This is a genomic window from Legionella genomosp. 1, assembly GCF_900640215.1.
Lineage (GTDB): Bacteria > Pseudomonadota > Gammaproteobacteria > Legionellales > Legionellaceae > Legionella_C > Legionella_C quinlivanii_A.
The window spans coordinates 1-20,186 of the sequence record NZ_CAAAJH010000015.1 but is presented as its reverse complement, the minus strand read 5'-3'; the positions used below and the strand labels follow the sequence as shown (position 1 = coordinate 20,186).

Sequence of the window (20,186 nt, the reverse complement as noted above, 5' to 3'; positions counted from 1 at the left end):
ATAAATTTGAGAGGAATTAATGCTTATGAAAAGGATTTTGGTTTCTGCATTGTTGAGTTTATCATCGTTTTCCCTGAGTGCCGCCAGCACCGAACCACTCCATTTTGCCCATCAGAAAATTCAATCCACGGTGGATAACTATCTTGCCACAAGAGGGAAAGTTGAGCATTTAACGGGGATTGCTGTTGCCGTCTTTCTGCCGCAGAAAATAGGGTCTCAGGAAGGCACGATTCAGAGCTTTTATGCCGGCAATGAAGGACAGGCGCCATTTGATAAACCAGTTACTGCAAAAACCTTGTTTGAAATCGGCAGTATAACCAAATCGTTTATAGCAGCCCTGCTATTACAACTGGAGGGCGAGGGCAAACTGTCTATTGAAGATCCCGTGGGCAAATGGTTACCGCAATATCCTCAATGGAAGGATGTAAAAATAAAAGATTTATTGAATATGACCAGTGGTATTCCGAATTACAGTGCTAATGAGCAATTCGATAAAATTATGGAAGAAGACATGACCCGTCAGTGGTCAGATGCTGAATTGTTACAGTATGCTGATCCCGCTAAACCGATTGCTCCGCGTTCCGAAACCCACTTTGATTATTCCAACAGCAATTATATCCTCGCGGGAATGATTGTGGAAAAAGTAAGCAATACGAAAATTGCAGATCAACTGCAAAAGCGTTTGTTAACGCCTTTATTGTTAATGAATAGCTACTATCCTGCCGGAGAAAACGGCCAGGTGCTTTTGGAAAAATTAATACCGCTGATGGCGCATGGATACACTTATGATGAGAAAACAGAAAAATTAATTGATATCACTAAAAATAATTTATCCTGGGCGGGAGCTGCCGGTGCGATTGTATCCGATATAAGCGATGTAATTCACTGGGTGCAGGCGCTGTACAATGGCAAAATGTTTGGTGAAAATTATCGCCAGAAAGCCCTGAGAGAACTTAAGACAGTAGTTTCCATTCCTGGCGGCAAGGAGATTGCAAATATCGATGCCCAACAAAAAGATGGATTTGGCTTAGGCGTCGGATATTTTTATGAGCCAAAACTGGAAAACCGTTTCTGGGCTTACGAAGGCAGCACCCTCGGTTATCGAGTGGCCTATATATGGAGTGAATGCAGTAATCTGACAGTGGCCGTCGCGCTAAATAGCAAAGCGGGTGAGGGCAATCCTTCTTCGCCGCAAGGGGATGGCATCAAAGATTTAAGTTTGCAAATCTATAAAAATATAATGGAGATGCATCCGGAATATAATTGTAAAAATCTATAAATCCAATTCCTTTCGGCCTCAGGTATCCTGCAAAATTATCCTCAATTTGGGTGCAAACTGAGTCATTCCCGCGCGGCATTGTTGCGTAAATAGAACCAAACAGCAAATCTGTTGTCTTTGCGAACAAAGTGAAGCAATCCAGATCGAAGCTTGAACAAAGTAAAGAGCTAGATTGCTTCGCTAACGCTCGCAAAGACGGTTTTATGCACCTATCTTCATTTACGCAACAACGCCTTCCCGCGCAGGCGGGAATCTATTTCATCTGCCGCACTATGCCAAATTATTGATAGATTTCCGCCTGCGCGGAAATGACAGAGACAATAGCTTGGTTCTCAATTTCGGTGAAAAATAACTTATTATAGTGGCTCAAGGTAGTGTTTTCAGGAATCGCCAAGCGGAGAGCATGCATGCAAAATCCCTATTTTAACCTGCTTAAAACCGTCTGGGCGCATGGCCAGACCTGGCGCCGAGCTATTATCGGATATTACATCGCCTATATTATTGCCCAGGCCTGTATGAGCTTAAGTCCTTATGCCTTTGGAAAAACCATTGATGTTTTGCAACATTTTGAGCCTGGGCGGTTACAGGAAGTCTTGTACTGGCTGATCATGGGAGTGCTGCTAGTTCCCTTGTTCTGGCTTTTTCATGGCCCGGCGCGGGTTGTTGAGAGACGGGTTGCGCTTCGCATACAGCAGGCGTTCCAGTTGCAAATTTATGAGAAGCTCACTGAATTACCTCTTAAATGGCATCAGGATCATCATTCAGGAAATATTATCACCCGGTTAAATCGCGCCTCGACAGCCCTTAGACGCTTTGCAGAAGAACAATTTATTTATATTGAGACGATTATCAAGTTTCTGGTGTCTATTGTCTTCCTGTTCTGGCTTTCTTTGCCGGTCGGAGTATTCAGTTTTCTTGCCTGTCTAGCCGCAGCCATTATGGTGATCTTGTTTGATCGCAAACTAATTCCGCTTTATGAATCAGAAAATGAGGTGGAGAATCATGTGGGCGCTGGTCTTTTTGACTATATCAGTAATATTACAACTATTTTAACGCTTCGACTGGCTCAGTTTACACGCAATAACCTCTCCCAGCGTCTCATAGCCATCTGGCCATTTTTCAGGAAGGAGTCGGTCGTCAACGAGTTGAAGTGGTTCATTATGGGCATGCTTCTGACCGTGGTTCAGTCGATTATTCTGATTGTGTATATCGTTTATCATTTGCAAACCACTGATGGCATTTTGATTGGAACGGTGGTAATGATTTTTCGTTATCAGTGGGATCTGGCTGAAGTGTTTTATGCGCTGAGTATGCACTATAGCGATCTGGTTCGCATGGATACAGATGTAAAGAGTATTCAACCGATTATTCAGGATCTTGAAGCTCTGTCCCATCCGGTACCGGGAGAAGCCCTGGCTCAGCAATGGCATAGTTTATCGATTAAAAATTTAACATTTACTCATTCTGAGTCTAATAAAAAAATGCCTGCTCAACCTATTAGCATTGATATTAAACGTGGCGATAAAATTGCATTAATAGGTTCAAGCGGGGCGGGAAAAAGTACGCTGCTCCATTTATTGTCAGGTTTATATCACCCGCAAACGGTTGAACTTCAAATCGACGGGGTTAGTTTTCATTCCCTGGAGCCGCTTCACGCGATAACAACTTTAATCCCTCAGGAGCCGGAAATTTTTGAAAACACGATTGAATTTAATATAACAATGGATATTGAGACGAGTCGGGAAGTGATTGATAAAGCAATTGAGCTGGCCTGCTTCAAACCTGTGCTTGAAAAACTGCCGAAAGGTTTGTTAACCGATATACGTGAAAGAGGACTTAATTTATCGGTAGGGCAGAAGCAAAGGCTGGCCCTGGCAAGAGGGCTATTTGCGGCGCGATTCAGTTCTCTCATTCTGATGGACGAGCCAACTTCAAGTGTCGATTTGCCCACTGAAAAGCAAATTCTTTCGGGTATTATCGAGACATACCGCGAGGCAACGCTTGTAGTCACTCTCCATCGTCTGCATCTGTTGCCGCAATTTGATCGCGTTATTTTGCTCGAGCAGGGGGAAATTATTGCCGATGGATGTACTGATGAATTGTTAAACAGCAGTGGTCCTGTGCAGAAGCTCTGGCAAAAATATCAGGCTAAAGCAAATTGAGATTGTATTTTTGACAGGAGCGGGTTAATCCTTGGATAAATTTAATTCAATATTCTATCAATTATTTCTCTCAAGCCGTTCTGAATTTGGTCTATACTATACGTTAAAATTGATTTGGGCGGGTATTTCTGGTAATCTGCACAGTCTTTAAATAACTGGGTATGGTGCCTGACTTTCAGGTTCAGGTGGCGATACCGTAATGAAAGTGAGTAGTGATATGAATGCCAAAGTGAGTAGTGATACAAATGCTTCTATTCATCCCCAATACGAAATAGTTAAAGTTACCTGTAGCTGCGGTCACAGTTTTGAAACTCGTTCCACACTGTGCAAGCCTTTAAATATTGAAGTATGTGCTTATTGCCATCCTTTTTACACCGGTAAACAAAAACTGGTTGATACTGGAGGACGTGTTCAGAAATTCCTGGATCGTTATAAGAAACGTGAACAATAATTGGCTGAGAATATTTAAGAGAAACGTGGAGATTACAGGATCCATAAGGGGGCGCAACACTATGCGCCTTTTTTTTGCAGAATGACTGTTCTTTCTCTTGCTTTTTCTATATGATTTTTTCCGATTTCCCGAAAAGTGAGTGAGAATTTTGGATAAAGAGGTCTTAAAGCAACGCGCATTGGAATATCACGAATTTCCAACTCCTGGAAAACTTGGGGTTTATGTAACCAAGCCGACCAATTCTCAGGAGGATTTGTCCTTAGCATACACACCTGGAGTCGCAGAGCCGGTACTGGCGATCGCAGAAGATCCGGAAAATGCTTTCAGATATACAGCCAAAGGCAATTTAATTGCAGTTATGACCAACGGCACTGCTGTTTTGGGGTTGGGAGATGTAGGCGCATTAGCCAGCAAGCCCGTTATGGAAGGAAAAGCAGTCCTTTTCAAGCGTTTTGCTGATATCGATGTGTTTGATATTGAAATTGACGCAGAAAATCCACAGGCCTTTATAGCTACGGCCAAACGAATCGCGCCGACTTTTGGCGGTATTAATCTTGAAGATATCAAAGCCCCTGAGTGTTTTGAAATTGAACAAGCTTTAGTTGAACAATTATCCATCCCCGTATTTCATGACGATCAGCATGGTACTGCCATTGTAGTGGCGGCTGCTTTATTGAATGCCCTGGAACTTCAGAATAAGAAACTGGCAGACGCGCGTATTGTCTGTATTGGTGCAGGTGCTGCAGGTATTGCTTCCATGCGATTATTAGTTGCTTTAGGCGCTAATAAAGAAAATATGACCCTTTTGGATACAAAAGGCGTAATCCATACCGGGCGAGATGACTTAAATGCCTATAAGTTTGCCTTTGCCAGAACAACGGAAGCGAGAACCCTGGCGGATGCCCTGGTTGACGCAGACGTATTTATCGGTGTTGCAAAACCTGATTTACTAAGCGGTAATTTATTGAACCTGATGGCTCCGAAACCGGTCATCTTTGCTTTATCCAACCCAATACCCGAGATTTTACCTGAAGTGGCGCATGCCATCCGCGATGATATCATCATTGCAACCGGCCGAAGTGATTACCCTAATCAGGTTAATAATGTCCTATGTTTCCCTTACATTTTTCGTGGTGCTCTCGATGTCAGAGCAACCTGTATTAATCAGGCCATGCAAGTGGCGGCAGTCGAAGCAATTCGGAAGCTGGTGCATGAACCTGTACCTCAAGTGGTGAAGGATAACTATCCCGGGCTTGATCAATGTTGGGAATTTGGTCCTCATTACATTATTCCCAAGCCTATCGATCCTCGCTTAAAAGAACAAGTGTCCACTGCTGTGGCAAAAGCAGCAATAGCAAGTGGCGTTAGTCAGATCAAAAAGCGTTAATCCATCTTTTTGAAATTTGTGCTTAACCGTCGTTAAGGAGCTCATTTTGAGTAGTAAAAATGATAAAAGGTATTTATTGAGTGCCTGGTTGATTTGTGGTCTTGGTGCTATTTATTATAGCTACGAGTATTTTTTAAGAATATCACCGAGTGTTATGGAACCTGCTTTGCGCGAACATTTTAATTTGTCCGCCAGCGGCTTTGGTTTGTTATCTGCGTTTTACTACTATGCCTATGTTCCATTACAGATTCCTGTCGGCGTGTTGCTGGATCGTTACGGTCCACGCCTTCTAATTACCATCGCCTGTTTTATCTGCGTAATGGGTACCTTTATTTTTGCAGGAACCAATGTCTTCTGGGTAGCGGCAACAGGTCGCTTTCTGGTTGGTTTTGGTTCCGCCTTTGCCTTTGTCGGCGTTTTAAAACTGGCGACTATCTGGTTGCCTGAAGATAAGCTGGCAATGGTATCCGGTATGGCCGCTGCTCTTGGTACAATTGGTGCCATGATTGGCGACAATCTTCTGGGTATTCTGGTTATTAAGATGGGCTGGAAGTATACCGTGCAATTGACCGCCTATGTGGGCATTGCGTTGATCTTTGTTCTATGGTTCGGTATCAAGGATAAGAAGAGTCACCAGCGACGTAGCGGAACGGTTGATAATTTCCGTAAAAGTATGATTGACCTGGGTATTATTGCGCGCAATCGCCAAATCTGGATTAATGGTCTGTTTGGCTGCCTGGTTTATCTGCCTACCACTGTATTTGCTGAACTTTGGGGCATACCCTATTTGAAACACGCCCATGGACTCACTCAGGAAGGGGCGGACTTTGCCAATTCCCTGCTGTTTTTAGGTTTCACAATCGGTGCGCCGGTTATGGGGCTCATCTCTGATAAAATCAAACGCCGCAAGTTGCCGATGTTAGTTGGAGCAACGGGTGCTGCCATCATTATGATGATTGTGCTCTACTTCCCCGGCTTGAATGAGGGTAGCATCAGTGTCCTGATGTTTATGCTGGGTCTTTTATACAGCGCGCAATGTATTGTGTTTGCAGTAGGCCGTGAATTAAGCCCGACTGAAGCAGCGGGTACAGCGATGGCGATGACCAACATGATTGTTATGCTGGGGGCCATGTTCCTGCAGCCGCTGGTGGGCGAGCTATTGGATATGAGTTTCGCTTCACATGCGGGCGTAATCAATATTGACACCTTATCGCTTGATAAATTGCAGCAGCTTTATACAGCGGATGACTATCAGTTTGCGCTGTCCATTATTCCGCTTGGAATAATAATCGCAGCTATCCTGACTTTTTTCCTCAAAGAAACTTATGCGAATACAAATGATTGAATCAATTAGTAGAAGACAAGCCCTGTTGGGAATATTAATTTGTACTGTAGGAGCTTTCTTCTACTGCTATGAATTTGTGTTGAGAATTATACCAGGCGCATTGCAAAGCGAGCTTAGTGCTGCCTTTGGTCATATTTCAGCTACCACGTTTGGCCAATTATCTGCCTTTTACTATTTTGCCTATTCACCGATGCAGCTTCCTGTAGGCATGCTGATGGATCGCTACGGTCCGCGCAGACTGTTAACCTTCGCCTGCCTCTGCTGTACTCTGGGCTCATGGATGTTCACAAACACCTCTTCCATGCTCATCGCGGGCAGCGGTCGTTTTCTGGTGGGATTTGGCTCCTCATTTGCCTTTGTGGGCGTCCTGTCTCTGGCTTTGCGATGGCTGCCCCGTCGTTATTTTTCACTGGTTGCCGGGTTAATCACTACTCTTGGCATGCTCGGATTAGTGTATGGCGAAGTGAAAATCACCGATATGGCAGTGTCCTTAGGTCTGATGCATGTATTGTGGATGATGATCATTATTGGCGCAGTACTTAGTGTAATTACTTTCCTGGTCGTGCGCGATGGCCCTCAGGGACATATCGCTAACAAGCAACCGTGGCCGGAGTTTTTCGCGAATGTCTGGCATGTTTTATCTTCTCCGCAAGTATGGCTTATCGGCTTTGTAGGTGCCTGCCTTTACACCTCCCTGTCTGTATTTGGGGAATTATGGGGGAAAACCTATCTCGAACAGGCTCATCACCTCACAAAAGTGCAGGCGGCAAGAACCGTTTCAGCTATGTTTCTGGGATGGGCTGTCGGTGCGCCGATAGCCGGTTATTTCTCTGATATTAGTGGCAGAAGGGTGTTTCCTCTGGTGGCCGGTGCTATTTTAAGTCTTATTTGCATTAGCATCGTGCTGTATTATCCAGGCCTATCGTATACCACCTTAAATATTCTGCTCTTTCTCTATGGTGTATTCAGCGCGACAGAGATTATTGTATTTATTATGGGTAAGGAAAATAGCGGCGCCAAATTATCCGGCACTGTATTTGCAGCAGTTAACATGATTGTCACTCTTGGCGGTGTGGTGTTTCAGCCCCTGGTTGGTAAATTACTGGATACATTTGGTGATAGTCATGTGGTCGCAGGGGAGCATATCTACAGCATCGTGGATTATCAGCTTGCTCTTTCAGTTCTGCCGCTTTCATTGCTAATGGTGATGATTCTCGCTTTCTTTATGAAGGACTTTCGCTCAACTATTCAATAGGCGAAGCTGGCAACCAGAATTTTACTGGTTGCCATGCAAGAAAGGTCCTGGTCAATATGACAGCTTTGGGCTTTAGCTGGAATAACCGTCAAAAACCGCAATCAGTTCCTTAGCCATTTGCCTGTTTTCGGCATTACAGCTAATCATACGGGGAACTTCAAGGGTGATAATCTGGCTCTCTTTATAGTGATGACGAGTAAATTCCGTATCATGATTTGAAATAAGTACGGTAATCCCTTGTTCTGCGCTTTGCTTAGCCAGAATAGCCAGGTCAATCTGGTCCCGCTCATAAAATTTAGTCCTGGTGTAAGAGGAGAAATTGGAGCTCCTCGAAAGTGGAACATAGGGGGGATCACAATAAATGATGTCACCCGCTTTTGCCTGAGCAAAAGTACTTCTGAAATCTGCTAAAAGAAATTCAGCTTTCTGACTTTGCTGATAAAAATTCAGTAATTCCTTTCTTGGAAAATAGGGTTTTTTATAGCGTCCAAAGGGTACGTTATAAATACCGCTCTTGTTGTAGCGGCACAAGCCATTATAGCCATGCCGATTGAGATATAAGAACAAAGCACCGCGTCTTTTGATGTCAGTACAGTGATTAAATTCATCACGATACTGATAATAGAGACTTTCCACATTGTTTTCCGCTGTAAACAATTCGGCACAATCGCTAATAAACCGATCGCCTTCATTCTGTACCATTTGATAAAGATGAACCAGGTCGGGATTATTTTCTGCTAAAAGGTAACTGTCATATACAGAGTTTATGAACACGGCCCCAGAACCCGTAAAGGGTTCTATTAAACGCCTTGCTGGTTTCAGATGAGTTAGTATATGGTTTAAGCAATGGTATTTATTGCCTGCCCATTTAAGAAAGGGACGATATCTAACCATAAGCTTTCAGATCGAATAAACTATTCAAATCACAGTCCAAAAGGCTCAAGTATCGCCTACCAAACTCTAAAACGCAATGGTCAGTAAAAAAATCGCAGTCAAAGCCACCAAACTCAACATAGCATTGCCGCCGGGCACAATTTGCAGGCTGTCTGAGTTATCAATTCTGCGCGCACTCCAGGTCATTACTGCGGGCATAAGCAATAATAAGATAACACAGCAAACCCCGGCATAACCCAAGGCATGCAGGTAAATTCCTGGATTGATTAGCACTACGAAAAGGGGAGGCAGAAAAGTCAGCGCCAGAGTCCCTTTACCTTGAAGTCCGGATTTCTTTAAGGACAAGCCATCAGCCAGAAAATCAAATAACCCGATTGAGACTCCCAGGAATGCGGTAACCATACAAATGGAGGTGAAAAAGCCAAAAAAGCCGGTGATCCATTGGCTATGAACTGCACTACTCAGCGCATTAGTTAAGCCGCTAGTCGCATGTTCGGTTGTCATCAGACTTAATAAACCCTCATCACCGTCACGAGATACGACACCCATAATTACCGCATCCCATATAATGTAGCAAGCCAGGGGAATTAGTGAACCGTATAAAATAACTCGTCTTAAAGAAGCAACATCTTCATTAAAATAGTCGCGCAGGCTGGGTACTATTGATGCGAAACCAAATGAGGTAATCAGAATCATAAGGCTACCCGTAATGGCTTTCACTGAGCCGCCGCTTAAACTGCTGGTATCCACATGCGGGCTGATAATAGCCACTAATAACAGATAAACCCCGAGTTTGCCGAACATCAATCCACGGTTCACATAATCAACCGCACGGATCCCTGCATAAACCACCAGACTGAATACTAAAGTAAAAATCAATGAAGTAATCCAACTGGGAAAAGCGATGCCTAGCCTTGCGAAAATGCCATTTAATACATCACTGCCCCCTGATATGTAGGCTGCCAGCAGCGTGTAAAGCAAGAACAAGTAAGTGATCCAGGCAATAATTTGCCCAGGCAAGCCCAGGGTTGACCTGGCCATAGATACCATGTTGCTACCGGGAGGGAGCCGCAAATTGACTTCGAGAATCAGGAAAGCCCCCACAGTCATAATGAGCCAGCAGAGTATTAGAAAAAAGATGGAATTGGTAAATCCAACTTCAGCGGTTGACACTGGGAGAGCCAGCATACCGCCACCAATAGAAGTTCCTACAATAAGAAGAATTCCGCCGAGTAATTTTGAGTTGGTCACTAATTTATCCATATTGATCAAATTTCATTCAGAAATGTTAAATAACAATGGATGCAATGTCAATAGGATTATTCCATAAACAATGTGTTCTTTGCCATAACAAAAGAAAAAACTATCCATTGCGCTCTTGTTTGAAACTTATCGCCTAAGCCTAAGCCTTCCTTTAATGCCTTAGGCGTTAAGTTATGATTTTAGATTAATGACTGAGTAATTGCCAAATTGCATTTATCATTAAAATAACGGAAAAAATAATTACTAGCCACTGAGTGATTGCTCCTCCTGGAACAGTATAACGCCCTGCATAGCGTTTTCGACCATAAACCGTCATCAACGCGGGCAATAAAAGAAGCAGTATGACGCAAAAAATGCCGGCATAATTAAGAGCGCGTATATAGATACCTGGAGAGTAAATAACCAGGAGCAGCGGGGGCAGAAATGTCAGTATAAATAGCATTAGGCCGGCACGTCCTTTTTGCTCTACCTTGAATCCATCGGCCAGAAAGCTGATTAAACAGAGCGATACTCCCAGAAAGGCGGTTAGCATGCAGATAGATGTAAAAAAATTAAAAATGGAAGTGATTAACTGGCTATTGACGGTTCTGCTTAATATATCGGCCAGAGTGCTGGTCGTATGATCATCATGTAAAAGAGCGGCAAGGCCCTGATTACCCTCGGTAGGTACAGTTCCCATGATAATGGCATCCCAGGCCAGGTAACAAAACAGAGGAATACAGGAACCGATTAGAATGACTTTGCGCAGCGTCTTTAAATCATCATTAAAATAATCCCGCAGATTAGGAATGATAATCGCATATCCGAATGAGGTAATCAGAATCATCACCGTACCAGTGATGAATCGATAATCTCCTGATACCAGATGCGCAGGTTTTACATGAGGCGCGATGAGTAAGACCAAAAGGCAGTAAGCCCCCAATTTGCCAAACATTAGCAGACGATTGAAGAGGTCCACTTTTTTGATGCCGCCATATACAATCATACCAAAGATGAAAGTAAATAAGACAATGGCCTGCCATTCGCGCAGATGAATGTTAATAAAGCTGAGCAGGCTTGAAAATACATCTGCGCCCCCCGAAATATAGCCGGCAAGCAAGGAATACAATAAAAAAAGATAGCTAAGCCAGGCAACTAAAAGTCCAGGAATCCCCAAAGTGGCCTCAGCCATAGAAACCATGTGTTTGCCTGGTGGAAGATAAAGATTCGCCTCAAGAATAAACAGAGCGCCAAGCGTCATTAAAGCCCAGCAGAACAGCAGGAAAAGAGAAGACTGCCAGAATCCGGTTGCAGCATTCGCTACCGGTAAGGCCAGCATTCCGCCGCCTATTGATGTTCCTACAATAAGTAATATACCGCCAATAAATCTTGAGTTCATCATAATCAATCCATCAGAAACACTCCATGTCAGTTATTTTGTTGCTGCAGCAGCAGGTTGACTCAGTGCAGAGCAATTAAACCATTGAATTTCCAGGCGGCGGTTCTGAGCGCTGCCATGAATAATCTTATTATCTGAAACCGCATGTTTATCGCCATAGCCCTCTGCATTTAACTGCTGCGCCGGAATGCCATTTGCCCACAGGAACGTTAACATCGCTTCGGCACGTGCCTGGGATAAATTGTTTTTATGTTCTCGCGAGCCAATATCATCTGTAAAGCCCGCTACATAAATTGAGCAATTAACATGGCATCGAAGCAGTTTAACGATATTTACCAATCCTTCATAACACAAATCATTCAGCTTGGGCGAGTTAAACATGAAATAGCGATCAGTGGGAACGATTAAAGTCATCGTGTCCCCATACTGGATATACTGAATATCTTCTCTTTCCAGTGCTTTCAGCAGTGAACGTCGACTGTCTTTGTAAATACTGTAGGATATGCCGGCGGCAGCGCCAATCCCTGTTCCAGTTAAGGTTGAACCAGCAACGGCTCCTGCGACAGTTCCAAACCCACCAATCGTAGCGGTATCTTTGTACATTCGATTATAAGGCTTAAAATTGTTATAGGGAGGCTGATAACAGCTGCTCAAACCAAAAGCCAGCAGACCTGCAAAAACCAAACGCCGGGCATTTCGCATTAAAGGCATTCCTAATCCTGAACAGAACAATTTTTCCATTATTAAGGATCCCTTGCAATTTCGCAACGAGCAGAAGTGCTTTCCTTGAGAAATAAGGAAAAATTTTTTGATTAAACTACGCAGAAGCAAGGAGTTTGGGTATAGTTATCCTTTCCTTAATTAAAAAAGTCGAACAATGACTGAAAAAAAAGTAACGTTTTCTACTGCACTCGCTGCCCTGGGCATCGTGTATGGCGATATTGGAACCAGTCCATTGTATGCAATTAAGGAAACATTGGGTGATCTGCCAATCAATCGAGTTGATGTGCTTGGCGTTTTATCGCTTATTTTTTGGTCGCTGATTATCATTATCTCAATAAAATATTTAATTGTTATTTTCCGCGCGGATAATGAAGGCGAGGGTGGAGGCCTGGCATTACTTGCCTTGCTCAAACAGCAACAGAGCAAGCATCGGCACTGGTTTTACCTCATTGCGATTTTTACTGCGGGCTTGTTGATTGGGGACGGCATGCTGACCCCTGCAATTTCCGTTACCAGTGCGATGGAAGGCCTCGAGCTATTGTCGCCCAAATTTGACAGCTATATTACCTTATTATCATCCACTATTCTGATTTGTTTGTTTCTAATGCAATCCAAAGGAACAGGGCGCATCGGTGCTGCCTTTGGTCCTCTAATCTTACTGTGGTTTATAACGATTGGCGCCTTAGGTTTAGTGCAGATTTTTAAATACCCGCAAGTGCTTCAGGCAGTTCACCCTTACTATGCCTATGAGTTCTTTTATGAAAATGGCTGGCGAGCGTATTTGCTATTGGGAGGGGTTTTCCTGGCAGTAACAGGCGGAGAAGCCCTGTATGCAGACATTGGCCATTTTGGTAAAAATCCAATTCGCTATAGCTGGTTTTTTGTAGCGCTTCCAGGATTATTACTCAACTATTTTGGCCAGGGCGCCAATCTGCTCCTGCATCCTGAAGCAATAGAAAATCCCTTTTATCTGCTGGCTCCTTCCTGGTTTTTTATGCCTTTGCTGATTATTTCCACGCTGGCCACAGTTATCGCATCCCAGGCTGTCATATCGGCTACCTTTTCATTAACCAAACAGGCAGTTCTACTGGGTTTGTATCCTAAACTGCCGATTGTGCAGACCTCATCCGAACATCAGGGGCAGATTTACATTCCACAAATGAATTTCTTTCTCCTAATCGGTACGATGGCCTTGCTATTTTTCTTCAGAAGTACTGACGGACTGGCCAATGCGTATGGGATCGCGGTTAATCTGGATATGTTATTAGTAACAACAATGGTGGTGTATGCGGCTCGCACGGTATGGAAGTGGTCAATCTTGCGCATTGCCCTGGTTTTCACCGGGTTTTTAATCATTGACCTCGCATTTCTGGGAGCCAATTCACATAAGTTTCTTACCGGAGGCTGGGCCCCTGTATTTTTTGCCTTATTGGTTGCCATTGTCATGTACACCTGGAGTACGGGTCTTAAGCATCTCAAGGAACACTATTACATGCAGAAAGGCGATTTGTTAAAGATAATCAAACAGTTGCATTATAAAAGTTTGAATCATCTGCCGGGTGTTACTGCAATTTTTCTGACCGACATTTATGATCGCAGTGGCGGCAGCTTTTTACATTTTCTTAAACTAAGTCTTGCAGTTCCTGAGAATATTCTGATTGTGAATTATCAGGTGGAAAATAAGCCCAGAGTTCACTACAGCAAACGCTTTGAACTGACCCAGCTTGATGAAAAAATCTGCCAGTTGACCCTGCATTATGGATTTATGGACAATATTTCCATTCCTCATGCCCTGTCAGCCCTTAATGAAAAAAAACTGCTGCCTTATGAGCTGAATGTTGATTCTGCAACTTATCTGGTTGAGATCCCAAATGTAATGGCATCCAAACGAATCAAAACACTGACCTTCTACTGGCAGGAGAAATTGTTTGCGTTTCTGATGCGAAACTACTCGGCTAATCTGAATATCGAGTTCTATAATTTGCCTTACAACCGTACTATTGCTATCGGAACGTACTTTTTCATATAGCCCCGCCTGCTATTTTGCCAAGCACTGTGCATTCAGGGGCTTCTCTGGTAAAACAATCTGTACGTTAATCCCTTTAATAGTGGGACTCGGCAAGGCTTCTTTAAGATAATCCATTAATGGCACATCAACTACTTTTCCAAAATTGGAGGATGCTTGTCGGAAAATTAACTGATCACCTTTCCAGAAGGCGAATCCGAGATGGGAAACGTTTAAATGGGTGCCAATAGCCTGTGTCAAATCCCAGTTCGGTCGAACAATTTCGATAATCGCTGCATCAGGAATCTGCTTGAAAAGATGAAGGTTGGGGACACCCTTGGCATCAAATAAAGCAGTTAGAGGCAGATAATCAATCTGTTCTTTGGCCACAGCAAGCTTGCTGCCCCGCTGTTTAAGTCTGCTTAAGCGCTTCTCGGTTTCTTTAGTGTCGGGAGAGTTTAAACGAATGGATTTACTGCTTAAGTGCTGATACCAGGAGGGCTTATCTACTATAGCTTCAGCAACTTTGTACACTGGCTGATTGTTTTTATCAGTAAAATTGCGCGTGATGTCTTTTACATACCCCTGCTGCTGATTATTGGTATTCCAGTCCAGGGCGGTGAAATGATTTCGATTAATAAAACCAATTTTACCATTCTGATATCTTAATTTTTGCAGGCAGATTTTATACTCCGGAGGGTTATCTGCAAGTGCGAAAGCCAAAACCGAAGTCACGAAAGTTTCGCAATCAAAACCATCGAAACGGTAGAGTGTCATCTGATCAAAATAAGCGTTATCTCCCTCGCCAAGCGAACCGAGAATATAGGGTTTTCCTACAAAAGAGCTGCTTAGTTTATCCAAACGGGCCTGCATGTTTAATTTAGAGATGTCAGGGATAGTGTGATATAGTTTCTCAATGCTTAGGTCTAACTCTTTTTGGGGAAGATCATTTATAGCAAAGACATTAAAGGTCAGCGTTAAACAGCTGGATAAAAGCATCAATTTTTTTAAAGAAGCCATAGTTCGCTTGAAGTAATGTAAGTGTAGCAGGCAAACAGTTTGAGGGAAATTTATGCTAAATGCAATATGGCTCGGAATGATCCTGCTTTCAGTATGCGTTGCGGTGATTCAAGGGCGAGTGGATCAACTGGTCAATGCGGTGACAGACTCTGCCAAGCTAGGTTTTGAAATTGCGATAGGTTTAACCGGTATTATGGCCTTATGGCTGGGGATAATGAATATCGCCACCGAGTCTGGTCTGGTTAATCGTTTGGCGAGGTTATTGAAGCCTGTCATGAAACCTGTATTTCCTGAAGTCCCTGTGGATGATCCGGCGATGGGCGCTATGGTGATGAATATTGCCGCCAACATGCTGGGCCTTGGCAACGCCGCAACGCCTTTTGGATTGAAGGCGATGAAAGAGTTACAACGGTTGAATGAACATGCACAGGAAGCCAGTAATGCGATGTGTACTTTTCTCGCGATTAACACTTCCAGTGTTCAGTTAATTCCGGCAACGGCAATCGCCTTTCTGGCTGCTAATGGTGCTTTGCATCCCAGCTCTGTCATCGTCAGTTCGCTTTTGGCTACTACTTGTTCAACGATAGTGGGTATTGTAGCTGTCAAACAGCTTGCCAAACTTCCTGTTTACCGAATAAATAAATTAAGTGTTTCTCATGAGTGATTTTGCTAATCAACTATCCAATTGGATGCTTCTTGCATTCGTGGTAGGAATACCGGCTTATGCAGCTCTGCGAAAAGTCGACGTTTTTGAAGCGTTTATCAATGGTGCAAAGCAGGGTTTTGAAACCAGTGTCAGCATTATTCCCTACTTAATCGCAATGATGGTCGCAATTGGTATGCTTCGCGCTTCTGGCTTCTTTGAGCTGCTGAGTAGTCTGTTGTCCCCTGTACTTTCCAAGCTGGGCATGCCTACTGATTTATTACCCCTGGCATTAATTCGCCCATTTTCCGGCAGTGCATCAACAGGTTTAATGGCGGAACTGATCCATGATCACGGCGGCAATTCATTCATTGCCAAGACTGCGGCAACTATGATGGGCAGTACGGAAACAACCTTCTATGTGATTGCCGTTTATTTTGGTGCGGTAGGGATCAAACGAACAAGACATGCTATTCCCGCCGGTTTACTTGCTGATTTGGCCGGGATCATTGCCAGCATTGTCGTTTGTCGTTATCTCTTTACTTGATAGAAATTGGCTGGATCTATACCCAGCCAAAAACACAATCAATTCTCTGGTTTGGAATAGGGCAGAACCAACACCGTTGTGCCTACATCGATAAAGTTCTGATTCAGCCATTTGGCCGCTCCTGGCAAAACGCGTATACAGCCGTGGCTGGAGTTGCGGCGTGGTACTTCATAGGCTGCATGAATGGCATAGCCGTCGTGGAAGTGCATGCAATAGGGCATTTTAGCGCCACCTTCTTTGCCGCCTGGAGTTTTGGCAATTGGGAATTCACTGGATTTGCAGTCAGCGCCTTTTTTATTAAATACCTGGAATGTGCCTACTACGGTTCGGCATGATTCATCAATATCCTGGCAAAAATCCATACCACCGGAAGCGCTGCCAGTCATCACCCGATTACCCTGTGCGTCATAAGCTGCCCAGGCATAGGCTTTGGGATCAAACACAAACAGCTTTTTACCGTTCGTATTCCAGGTCATTGGAAAAGCATTCTGGCCGCGGGTATCGTCCTGGTAGGGAGTAGTGTAATGAGGATATCCGGCATCATCGGTTATCACATCAGGTTTGTCGAATGTATCGCATGAAGTCAATAATCCTAAAGCCAGTGGGGCCGCCCACAACATTTTTTTCATTCGTTTGTCCTTAAATCTTGATTATGCTTTTTTATTGTTACTGTTTTTTCTAGCTGCACTTGCAAGCTGTGCCTCTTCAAACATCTTTAATTGTGCAAGAAGGGTTCTGGTGTTTGCCCTAAAGTTTGCCATTTCTCTGGCGGAAATTTCCAAACCTCTGGGCAAGTCAACGGTAGTAGGATTTCGGGGAAAATTATTGACATGAAACTCATAATGGCAATGAGGGCCTGAGGCAAGTCCGGATTGGCCCACGTAACCGATCACCTGGCCGCGCTTGACATAATCACCGCGTGATAAGCCTTTCTCAAATCGTAGCATGTGGCCATACACACTGCTGTAATTTTTGTCATGCTTGATTTTAATCATATTGCCATAGCCATTCTGGCGGCCAATAATTTCAATTTTCCCTGAGCCTGTGGCCATGATTGGTGTGCCAATAGACGCAGCGAGGTCGACGCCTTTATGGGCTCGTCGATAATGTAAAATAGGATGATACCTTGAAAGACTGAAGGAAGAGCTGATGTGGCTGAAACGGACCGGATAGCGGTTGAATGCTTTTTTCAGACTTCTGCCTTCGGGGGTGTAATAATCAGACTGACCATCGCGGTTAGTATGTCTTACCGCCTGAAATGTTTTTCCACGATTCTTGTAAGATACCGCGACAATATCGCCAGTTCCGACTTGTTTGCCATCGATATAAAACGCCTGATAAATAATAGTGAATCGATCCCCGGCACGAATATCTTTGGCAAAATTGATATCCCAGGTAAAGATATCGGTCATTTGTTTAACCAGTTTTGGCGGGATATTGTAACGTTTGGCCGTTCCATAAAGGGAGCCATTCACGACGGCAGTTGCGAAATGATTATGGCTGTTCATTTTCTTTGCATCGATTTTGCTTCTATAATGGGCGCCGTCACGATAGATCACCAGAAACTGAGTGCTGGTAAAAGGAAGCATCATTCGCTCAAGAACCTTATTCTTAATTTGAAGTTGAATGTCCTGCCCTGGCTTCAATCGGGTGAGAGCCGAGGTATGCGGATTATCATGAAGAATCGTTTGCAACACTTTCTGGCTTACACCGGCGCGATTGAATACCAGTGCCAGGGAGTCACCCGGACGGGTTTTAATGATTTTCCAATCTTTTTCAGGGGGTAAAGCCACGGGCTTATTCGGTTTAGCCGTTTTGATTTCCGGTTTTTTTACCTCGGCCAGTTTTTTAGCTGCTTCCAGACTGGTTTTCGGCGGATCAGCTTTCTCTATATGCTCCGCTTTCTCTATAATAGATGAGGGCGCTGGAATGGTTTCGCCTCCTTCAGCTTCTTCTGTATCCTCTTGCTCTTCCTCATTAACCGGAACTTCCTCTTCATCAGGAATATCTTTTTCCTGTTCTTCAAGTTCAGATAAGGTCGTTGATTTGCTGCTTACAGGTGGCTTAATCTTGTGTGGAAATGTCTTGACCAATATGAAAGGCAAGGCAAATGCAATCGCCAATGCGATAAGAGCCAACAGCTTGGATGGCTTGTTTGTATTATTTATTGAGACATTGGGTCGTTGATCCATGTTTCGCCTTTTGCTACTGCTAACCTCTAGAGTGATGTTAAAATTATTATTACAGTGATAATTAGGTTTATTATTACCATCCCAATAAAACGGCGAAATAATAATCGCACGTTTTTTAAAATTTGGTTACCCACTGAACATATAATCTGTTCTGTTATACGGTTCGCCAACTGGGGCATTCATGCCTAAAAAGCTGTCCTGTTTATTCATCCTCTAGCGAGAACACAATAACCGGGCTAAGATACTCGCTGGAACAACTTAGGTCAATCACTAAAAAAGGTTTTACTTGTATGATTATTGATGAATCGATGAATGCCGAACTGCAAAGAGGCTGTGAAGAAATCCTTCCTGTTCAGGAATTTGAAAAAAAATTGCTCAAAGATAGACCTCTGATCATTAAAGCAGGATTTGATCCGACTGCTCCTGATTTACACTTAGGCCATACCGTATTATTGAATAAACTTCGGCAATTTCAACAGTTTGGGCATCAGGTTGTTTTTTTGATCGGTGATTTCACCGCCATGATCGGTGACCCGACAGGAAAAAATGTCACACGCATGCCCTTAAGCCAGGAGGCAGTACTTGAGAATGCCAAAACTTATGAAGCACAGGTATTTAAGATTCTTGATCCTGAGAAAACAATCGTTCGTTTTAATTCTCAATGGATGGGGGCAATGAACGCAGCCGACCTGATTCGTCTTGCCGCCACGCATACTGTGGCCAGGATGCTGGAGCGCGATGATTTCAGTAAACGTTATAGTACAGGACAGCCGATAGCCATTCATGAGTTTCTCTATCCATTAGTACAGGGCTATGACTCAGTAGCGCTTAAAGCAGATATTGAACTGGGAGGTACGGATCAGAAGTTTAATCTGTTAATGGGCCGGGAATTGCAGAAACATTTCGGCCATGAGCCGCAAGTCATTATGATGACCCCATTAATAGAAGGATTAGACGGTGTTAAGAAAATGTCTAAATCTTTAAACAACTATATAGGTATAGAAGAAACTGCCGATAGTATGTTTGGAAAGATTATGTCGGTTAGCGATGAATTGATGTGGCGTTATATTAATCTGTTAAGTTTTAAATCCTCTGCCGATATCGCAAAAATGAAACGAGCGGTTGAAGAGGGCTATAATCCACGTGATGTTAAAATCGGATTGGCCAAGGAAATTATTGAACGCTTCCATAATAAGGAACAAGCCGATTTGGCGGAACAGTCTTTCATTGAGCGTTTTCGCAAAAATGAAATTCCTGATGATTTACCCGAACAAATCATTATCTGTTCAGAGCCTTTAAGTGTCGCCCAGATTTTAAAGCAACTCGATTTAACAAAAAGTACTTCCGAATCCATTCGAATGACCGCACAGGGCGCAGTCAAGTTAAATGGTGAGCGTCTGGCGGATGCGGCATTGTTAATGGAAATGGAAAAAAGCTTTATTATTCAGGTGGGTAAGCGAAGAATTGCCAGGGTGCTTCTTAAAAAAGCAGGGTGATAAAAAAGAAATTTAAACTTTTTTGCAAAAAGTGTTTGACAAGGGAAGCGAAATCCGTAGAATACGCATCACGCCTTCGGGGCGAGTTGATTAAGAAGATGAAGACAAACTGTGTGGGCGCTTGAAGAGATTTGAGTGCTTGAGAA

At 43.6% G+C, this 20,186-nt stretch carries 17 protein-coding genes; 10 read left to right on the top strand and 7 right to left on the bottom strand.

Annotated features, from left to right (window positions below; genetic code table 11):
• The first annotated feature begins 25 nt into the window (after positions 1-25).
• The 6 genes from E1O89_RS12735 (at position 26) to E1O89_RS12710 (ending at position 7,879) form a co-directional block, all read left to right on the top strand.
• Positions 26-1,279, top strand: a complete 1,254-nt coding sequence (locus E1O89_RS12735) for a serine hydrolase domain-containing protein (protein ID WP_165483156.1) — start codon at positions 26-28, stop codon at positions 1,277-1,279.
• A gap of 407 nt (positions 1,280-1,686) precedes the next feature.
• Positions 1,687-3,441 (top strand): ABC transporter ATP-binding protein, encoded by a 1,755-nt coding sequence (locus E1O89_RS12730; RefSeq protein WP_133140467.1) that lies wholly within the window; start codon positions 1,687-1,689, stop codon positions 3,439-3,441.
• Between the two features lie 199 nt (positions 3,442-3,640).
• Positions 3,641-3,892, top strand: coding sequence for a 50S ribosomal protein L31 (gene rpmE / locus E1O89_RS12725; protein ID WP_410054773.1), 252 nt, complete (start codon positions 3,641-3,643; stop codon positions 3,890-3,892).
• A gap of 148 nt (positions 3,893-4,040) precedes the next feature.
• Positions 4,041-5,279 carry a malic enzyme-like NAD(P)-binding protein gene (locus E1O89_RS12720; RefSeq protein ID WP_058506339.1) on the top strand — a complete coding sequence of 413 codons (1,239 nt, stop codon included), beginning with the start codon at positions 4,041-4,043 and terminating at the stop codon, positions 5,277-5,279.
• A 46-nt stretch (positions 5,280-5,325) separates the two neighbouring features.
• Positions 5,326-6,624 carry an MFS transporter gene (locus tag E1O89_RS12715; RefSeq protein ID WP_133140466.1) on the top strand — a complete coding sequence of 433 codons (1,299 nt, stop codon included), beginning with the start codon at positions 5,326-5,328 and terminating at the stop codon, positions 6,622-6,624.
• Complete coding sequence (locus tag E1O89_RS12710) at positions 6,617-7,879, top strand: MFS transporter (protein ID WP_262337517.1); 1,263 nt, start codon at positions 6,617-6,619, stop codon at positions 7,877-7,879. Before E1O89_RS12715 ends, E1O89_RS12710 begins: the two co-directional genes overlap by 8 nt.
• 72 nt (positions 7,880-7,951) lie before the next feature.
• Here E1O89_RS12710 and E1O89_RS12705 read toward each other — a convergent pair whose 3' ends face one another.
• The 4 genes from E1O89_RS12705 to cmpA form a co-directional block, all read right to left on the bottom strand.
• Positions 7,952-8,773: a Dam family site-specific DNA-(adenine-N6)-methyltransferase gene (locus E1O89_RS12705; protein ID WP_133140465.1), complete on the bottom strand. Its 822-nt coding sequence runs from the start codon at positions 8,771-8,773 to the stop codon at positions 7,952-7,954.
• 66 nt (positions 8,774-8,839) lie between these two features.
• Positions 8,840-10,024 (bottom strand): amino acid permease, encoded by a 1,185-nt coding sequence (locus E1O89_RS12700; protein WP_165483155.1) that lies wholly within the window; start codon positions 10,022-10,024, stop codon positions 8,840-8,842.
• A gap of 196 nt (positions 10,025-10,220) precedes the next feature.
• Positions 10,221-11,414 (bottom strand): amino acid permease, encoded by a 1,194-nt coding sequence (locus E1O89_RS12695; protein WP_133140511.1) that lies wholly within the window; start codon positions 11,412-11,414, stop codon positions 10,221-10,223.
• 33 nt (positions 11,415-11,447) lie between these two features.
• On the bottom strand, positions 11,448-12,155 hold the full coding sequence (cmpA, locus tag E1O89_RS12690; RefSeq protein ID WP_253255873.1) for a C-OmpA-like family protein CmpA: 708 nt from the start codon (positions 12,153-12,155) through the stop codon (positions 11,448-11,450).
• Positions 12,156-12,291: 136 nt separating this feature from the next.
• Between cmpA and E1O89_RS12685 the strand changes: the two genes are divergently transcribed.
• Complete coding sequence (locus E1O89_RS12685) at positions 12,292-14,166, top strand: potassium transporter Kup (RefSeq protein ID WP_133140463.1); 1,875 nt, start codon at positions 12,292-12,294, stop codon at positions 14,164-14,166.
• A 9-nt stretch (positions 14,167-14,175) separates the two neighbouring features.
• Here E1O89_RS12685 and E1O89_RS12680 read toward each other — a convergent pair whose 3' ends face one another.
• Positions 14,176-15,162 (bottom strand): N-acetylmuramoyl-L-alanine amidase-like domain-containing protein, encoded by a 987-nt coding sequence (locus E1O89_RS12680; RefSeq protein WP_133140462.1) that lies wholly within the window; start codon positions 15,160-15,162, stop codon positions 14,176-14,178.
• Between the two features lie 52 nt (positions 15,163-15,214).
• Here E1O89_RS12680 and E1O89_RS12675 point away from each other — a divergent pair, with 52 nt between their 5' ends.
• Entirely contained in the window at positions 15,215-15,826 is a 612-nt protein-coding gene (locus E1O89_RS12675; RefSeq protein WP_112220513.1) for a nucleoside recognition domain-containing protein, read from the top strand.
• Positions 15,819-16,352 carry a spore maturation protein gene (locus E1O89_RS12670; RefSeq protein WP_133140461.1) on the top strand — a complete coding sequence of 178 codons (534 nt, stop codon included), beginning with the start codon at positions 15,819-15,821 and terminating at the stop codon, positions 16,350-16,352. The genes E1O89_RS12675 and E1O89_RS12670 overlap by 8 nt, the downstream gene beginning before the upstream one ends.
• 38 nt (positions 16,353-16,390) lie before the next feature.
• Here the strand turns inward: E1O89_RS12670 and E1O89_RS12665 are convergent, their stop codons facing one another.
• The gene (locus tag E1O89_RS12665; RefSeq protein WP_133140460.1) at positions 16,391-16,981 is read right to left on the bottom strand and encodes a L,D-transpeptidase; all 591 of its coding nucleotides are present in this window, start codon (positions 16,979-16,981) and stop codon (positions 16,391-16,393) included.
• Between the two features lie 21 nt (positions 16,982-17,002).
• Positions 17,003-18,544 carry a M23 family metallopeptidase gene (locus tag E1O89_RS12660; RefSeq protein WP_133140459.1) on the bottom strand — a complete coding sequence of 514 codons (1,542 nt, stop codon included), beginning with the start codon at positions 18,542-18,544 and terminating at the stop codon, positions 17,003-17,005.
• A gap of 290 nt (positions 18,545-18,834) precedes the next feature.
• Here E1O89_RS12660 and tyrS point away from each other — a divergent pair, with 290 nt between their 5' ends.
• A complete protein-coding gene (tyrS, locus tag E1O89_RS12655) occupies positions 18,835-20,040 on the top strand; it encodes a tyrosine--tRNA ligase (RefSeq protein ID WP_133140458.1) in 1,206 nt (401 codons plus the stop codon).
• The last annotated feature ends 146 nt before the right edge of the window (positions 20,041-20,186 follow it).

Coding starts and splice junctions, on each gene's coding strand:
- E1O89_RS12735 (WP_165483156.1), top strand. CDS start 26: ATGAAAAGGATTTTGGTTTCTGCATTGTTGAGTTTATCATCGTTTTCC.
- E1O89_RS12730 (WP_133140467.1), top strand. CDS start 1,687: ATGCAAAATCCCTATTTTAACCTGCTTAAAACCGTCTGGGCGCATGGC.
- rpmE (WP_410054773.1), top strand. CDS start 3,641: ATGAAAGTGAGTAGTGATATGAATGCCAAAGTGAGTAGTGATACAAAT.
- E1O89_RS12710 (WP_262337517.1), top strand. CDS start 6,617: ATGATTGAATCAATTAGTAGAAGACAAGCCCTGTTGGGAATATTAATT.
- E1O89_RS12705 (WP_133140465.1), bottom strand. CDS start 8,773: ATGGTTAGATATCGTCCCTTTCTTAAATGGGCAGGCAATAAATACCAT.
- E1O89_RS12695 (WP_133140511.1), bottom strand. CDS start 11,414: ATGAACTCAAGATTTATTGGCGGTATATTACTTATTGTAGGAACATCA.
- cmpA (WP_253255873.1), bottom strand. CDS start 12,155: ATGGAAAAATTGTTCTGTTCAGGATTAGGAATGCCTTTAATGCGAAAT.
- E1O89_RS12685 (WP_133140463.1), top strand. CDS start 12,292: ATGACTGAAAAAAAAGTAACGTTTTCTACTGCACTCGCTGCCCTGGGC.
- E1O89_RS12680 (WP_133140462.1), bottom strand. CDS start 15,162: ATGGCTTCTTTAAAAAAATTGATGCTTTTATCCAGCTGTTTAACGCTG.
- E1O89_RS12675 (WP_112220513.1), top strand. CDS start 15,215: ATGCTAAATGCAATATGGCTCGGAATGATCCTGCTTTCAGTATGCGTT.
- E1O89_RS12670 (WP_133140461.1), top strand. CDS start 15,819: ATGAGTGATTTTGCTAATCAACTATCCAATTGGATGCTTCTTGCATTC.
- E1O89_RS12665 (WP_133140460.1), bottom strand. CDS start 16,981: ATGAAAAAAATGTTGTGGGCGGCCCCACTGGCTTTAGGATTATTGACT.
- E1O89_RS12660 (WP_133140459.1), bottom strand. CDS start 18,544: ATGGATCAACGACCCAATGTCTCAATAAATAATACAAACAAGCCATCC.
- tyrS (WP_133140458.1), top strand. CDS start 18,835: ATGATTATTGATGAATCGATGAATGCCGAACTGCAAAGAGGCTGTGAA.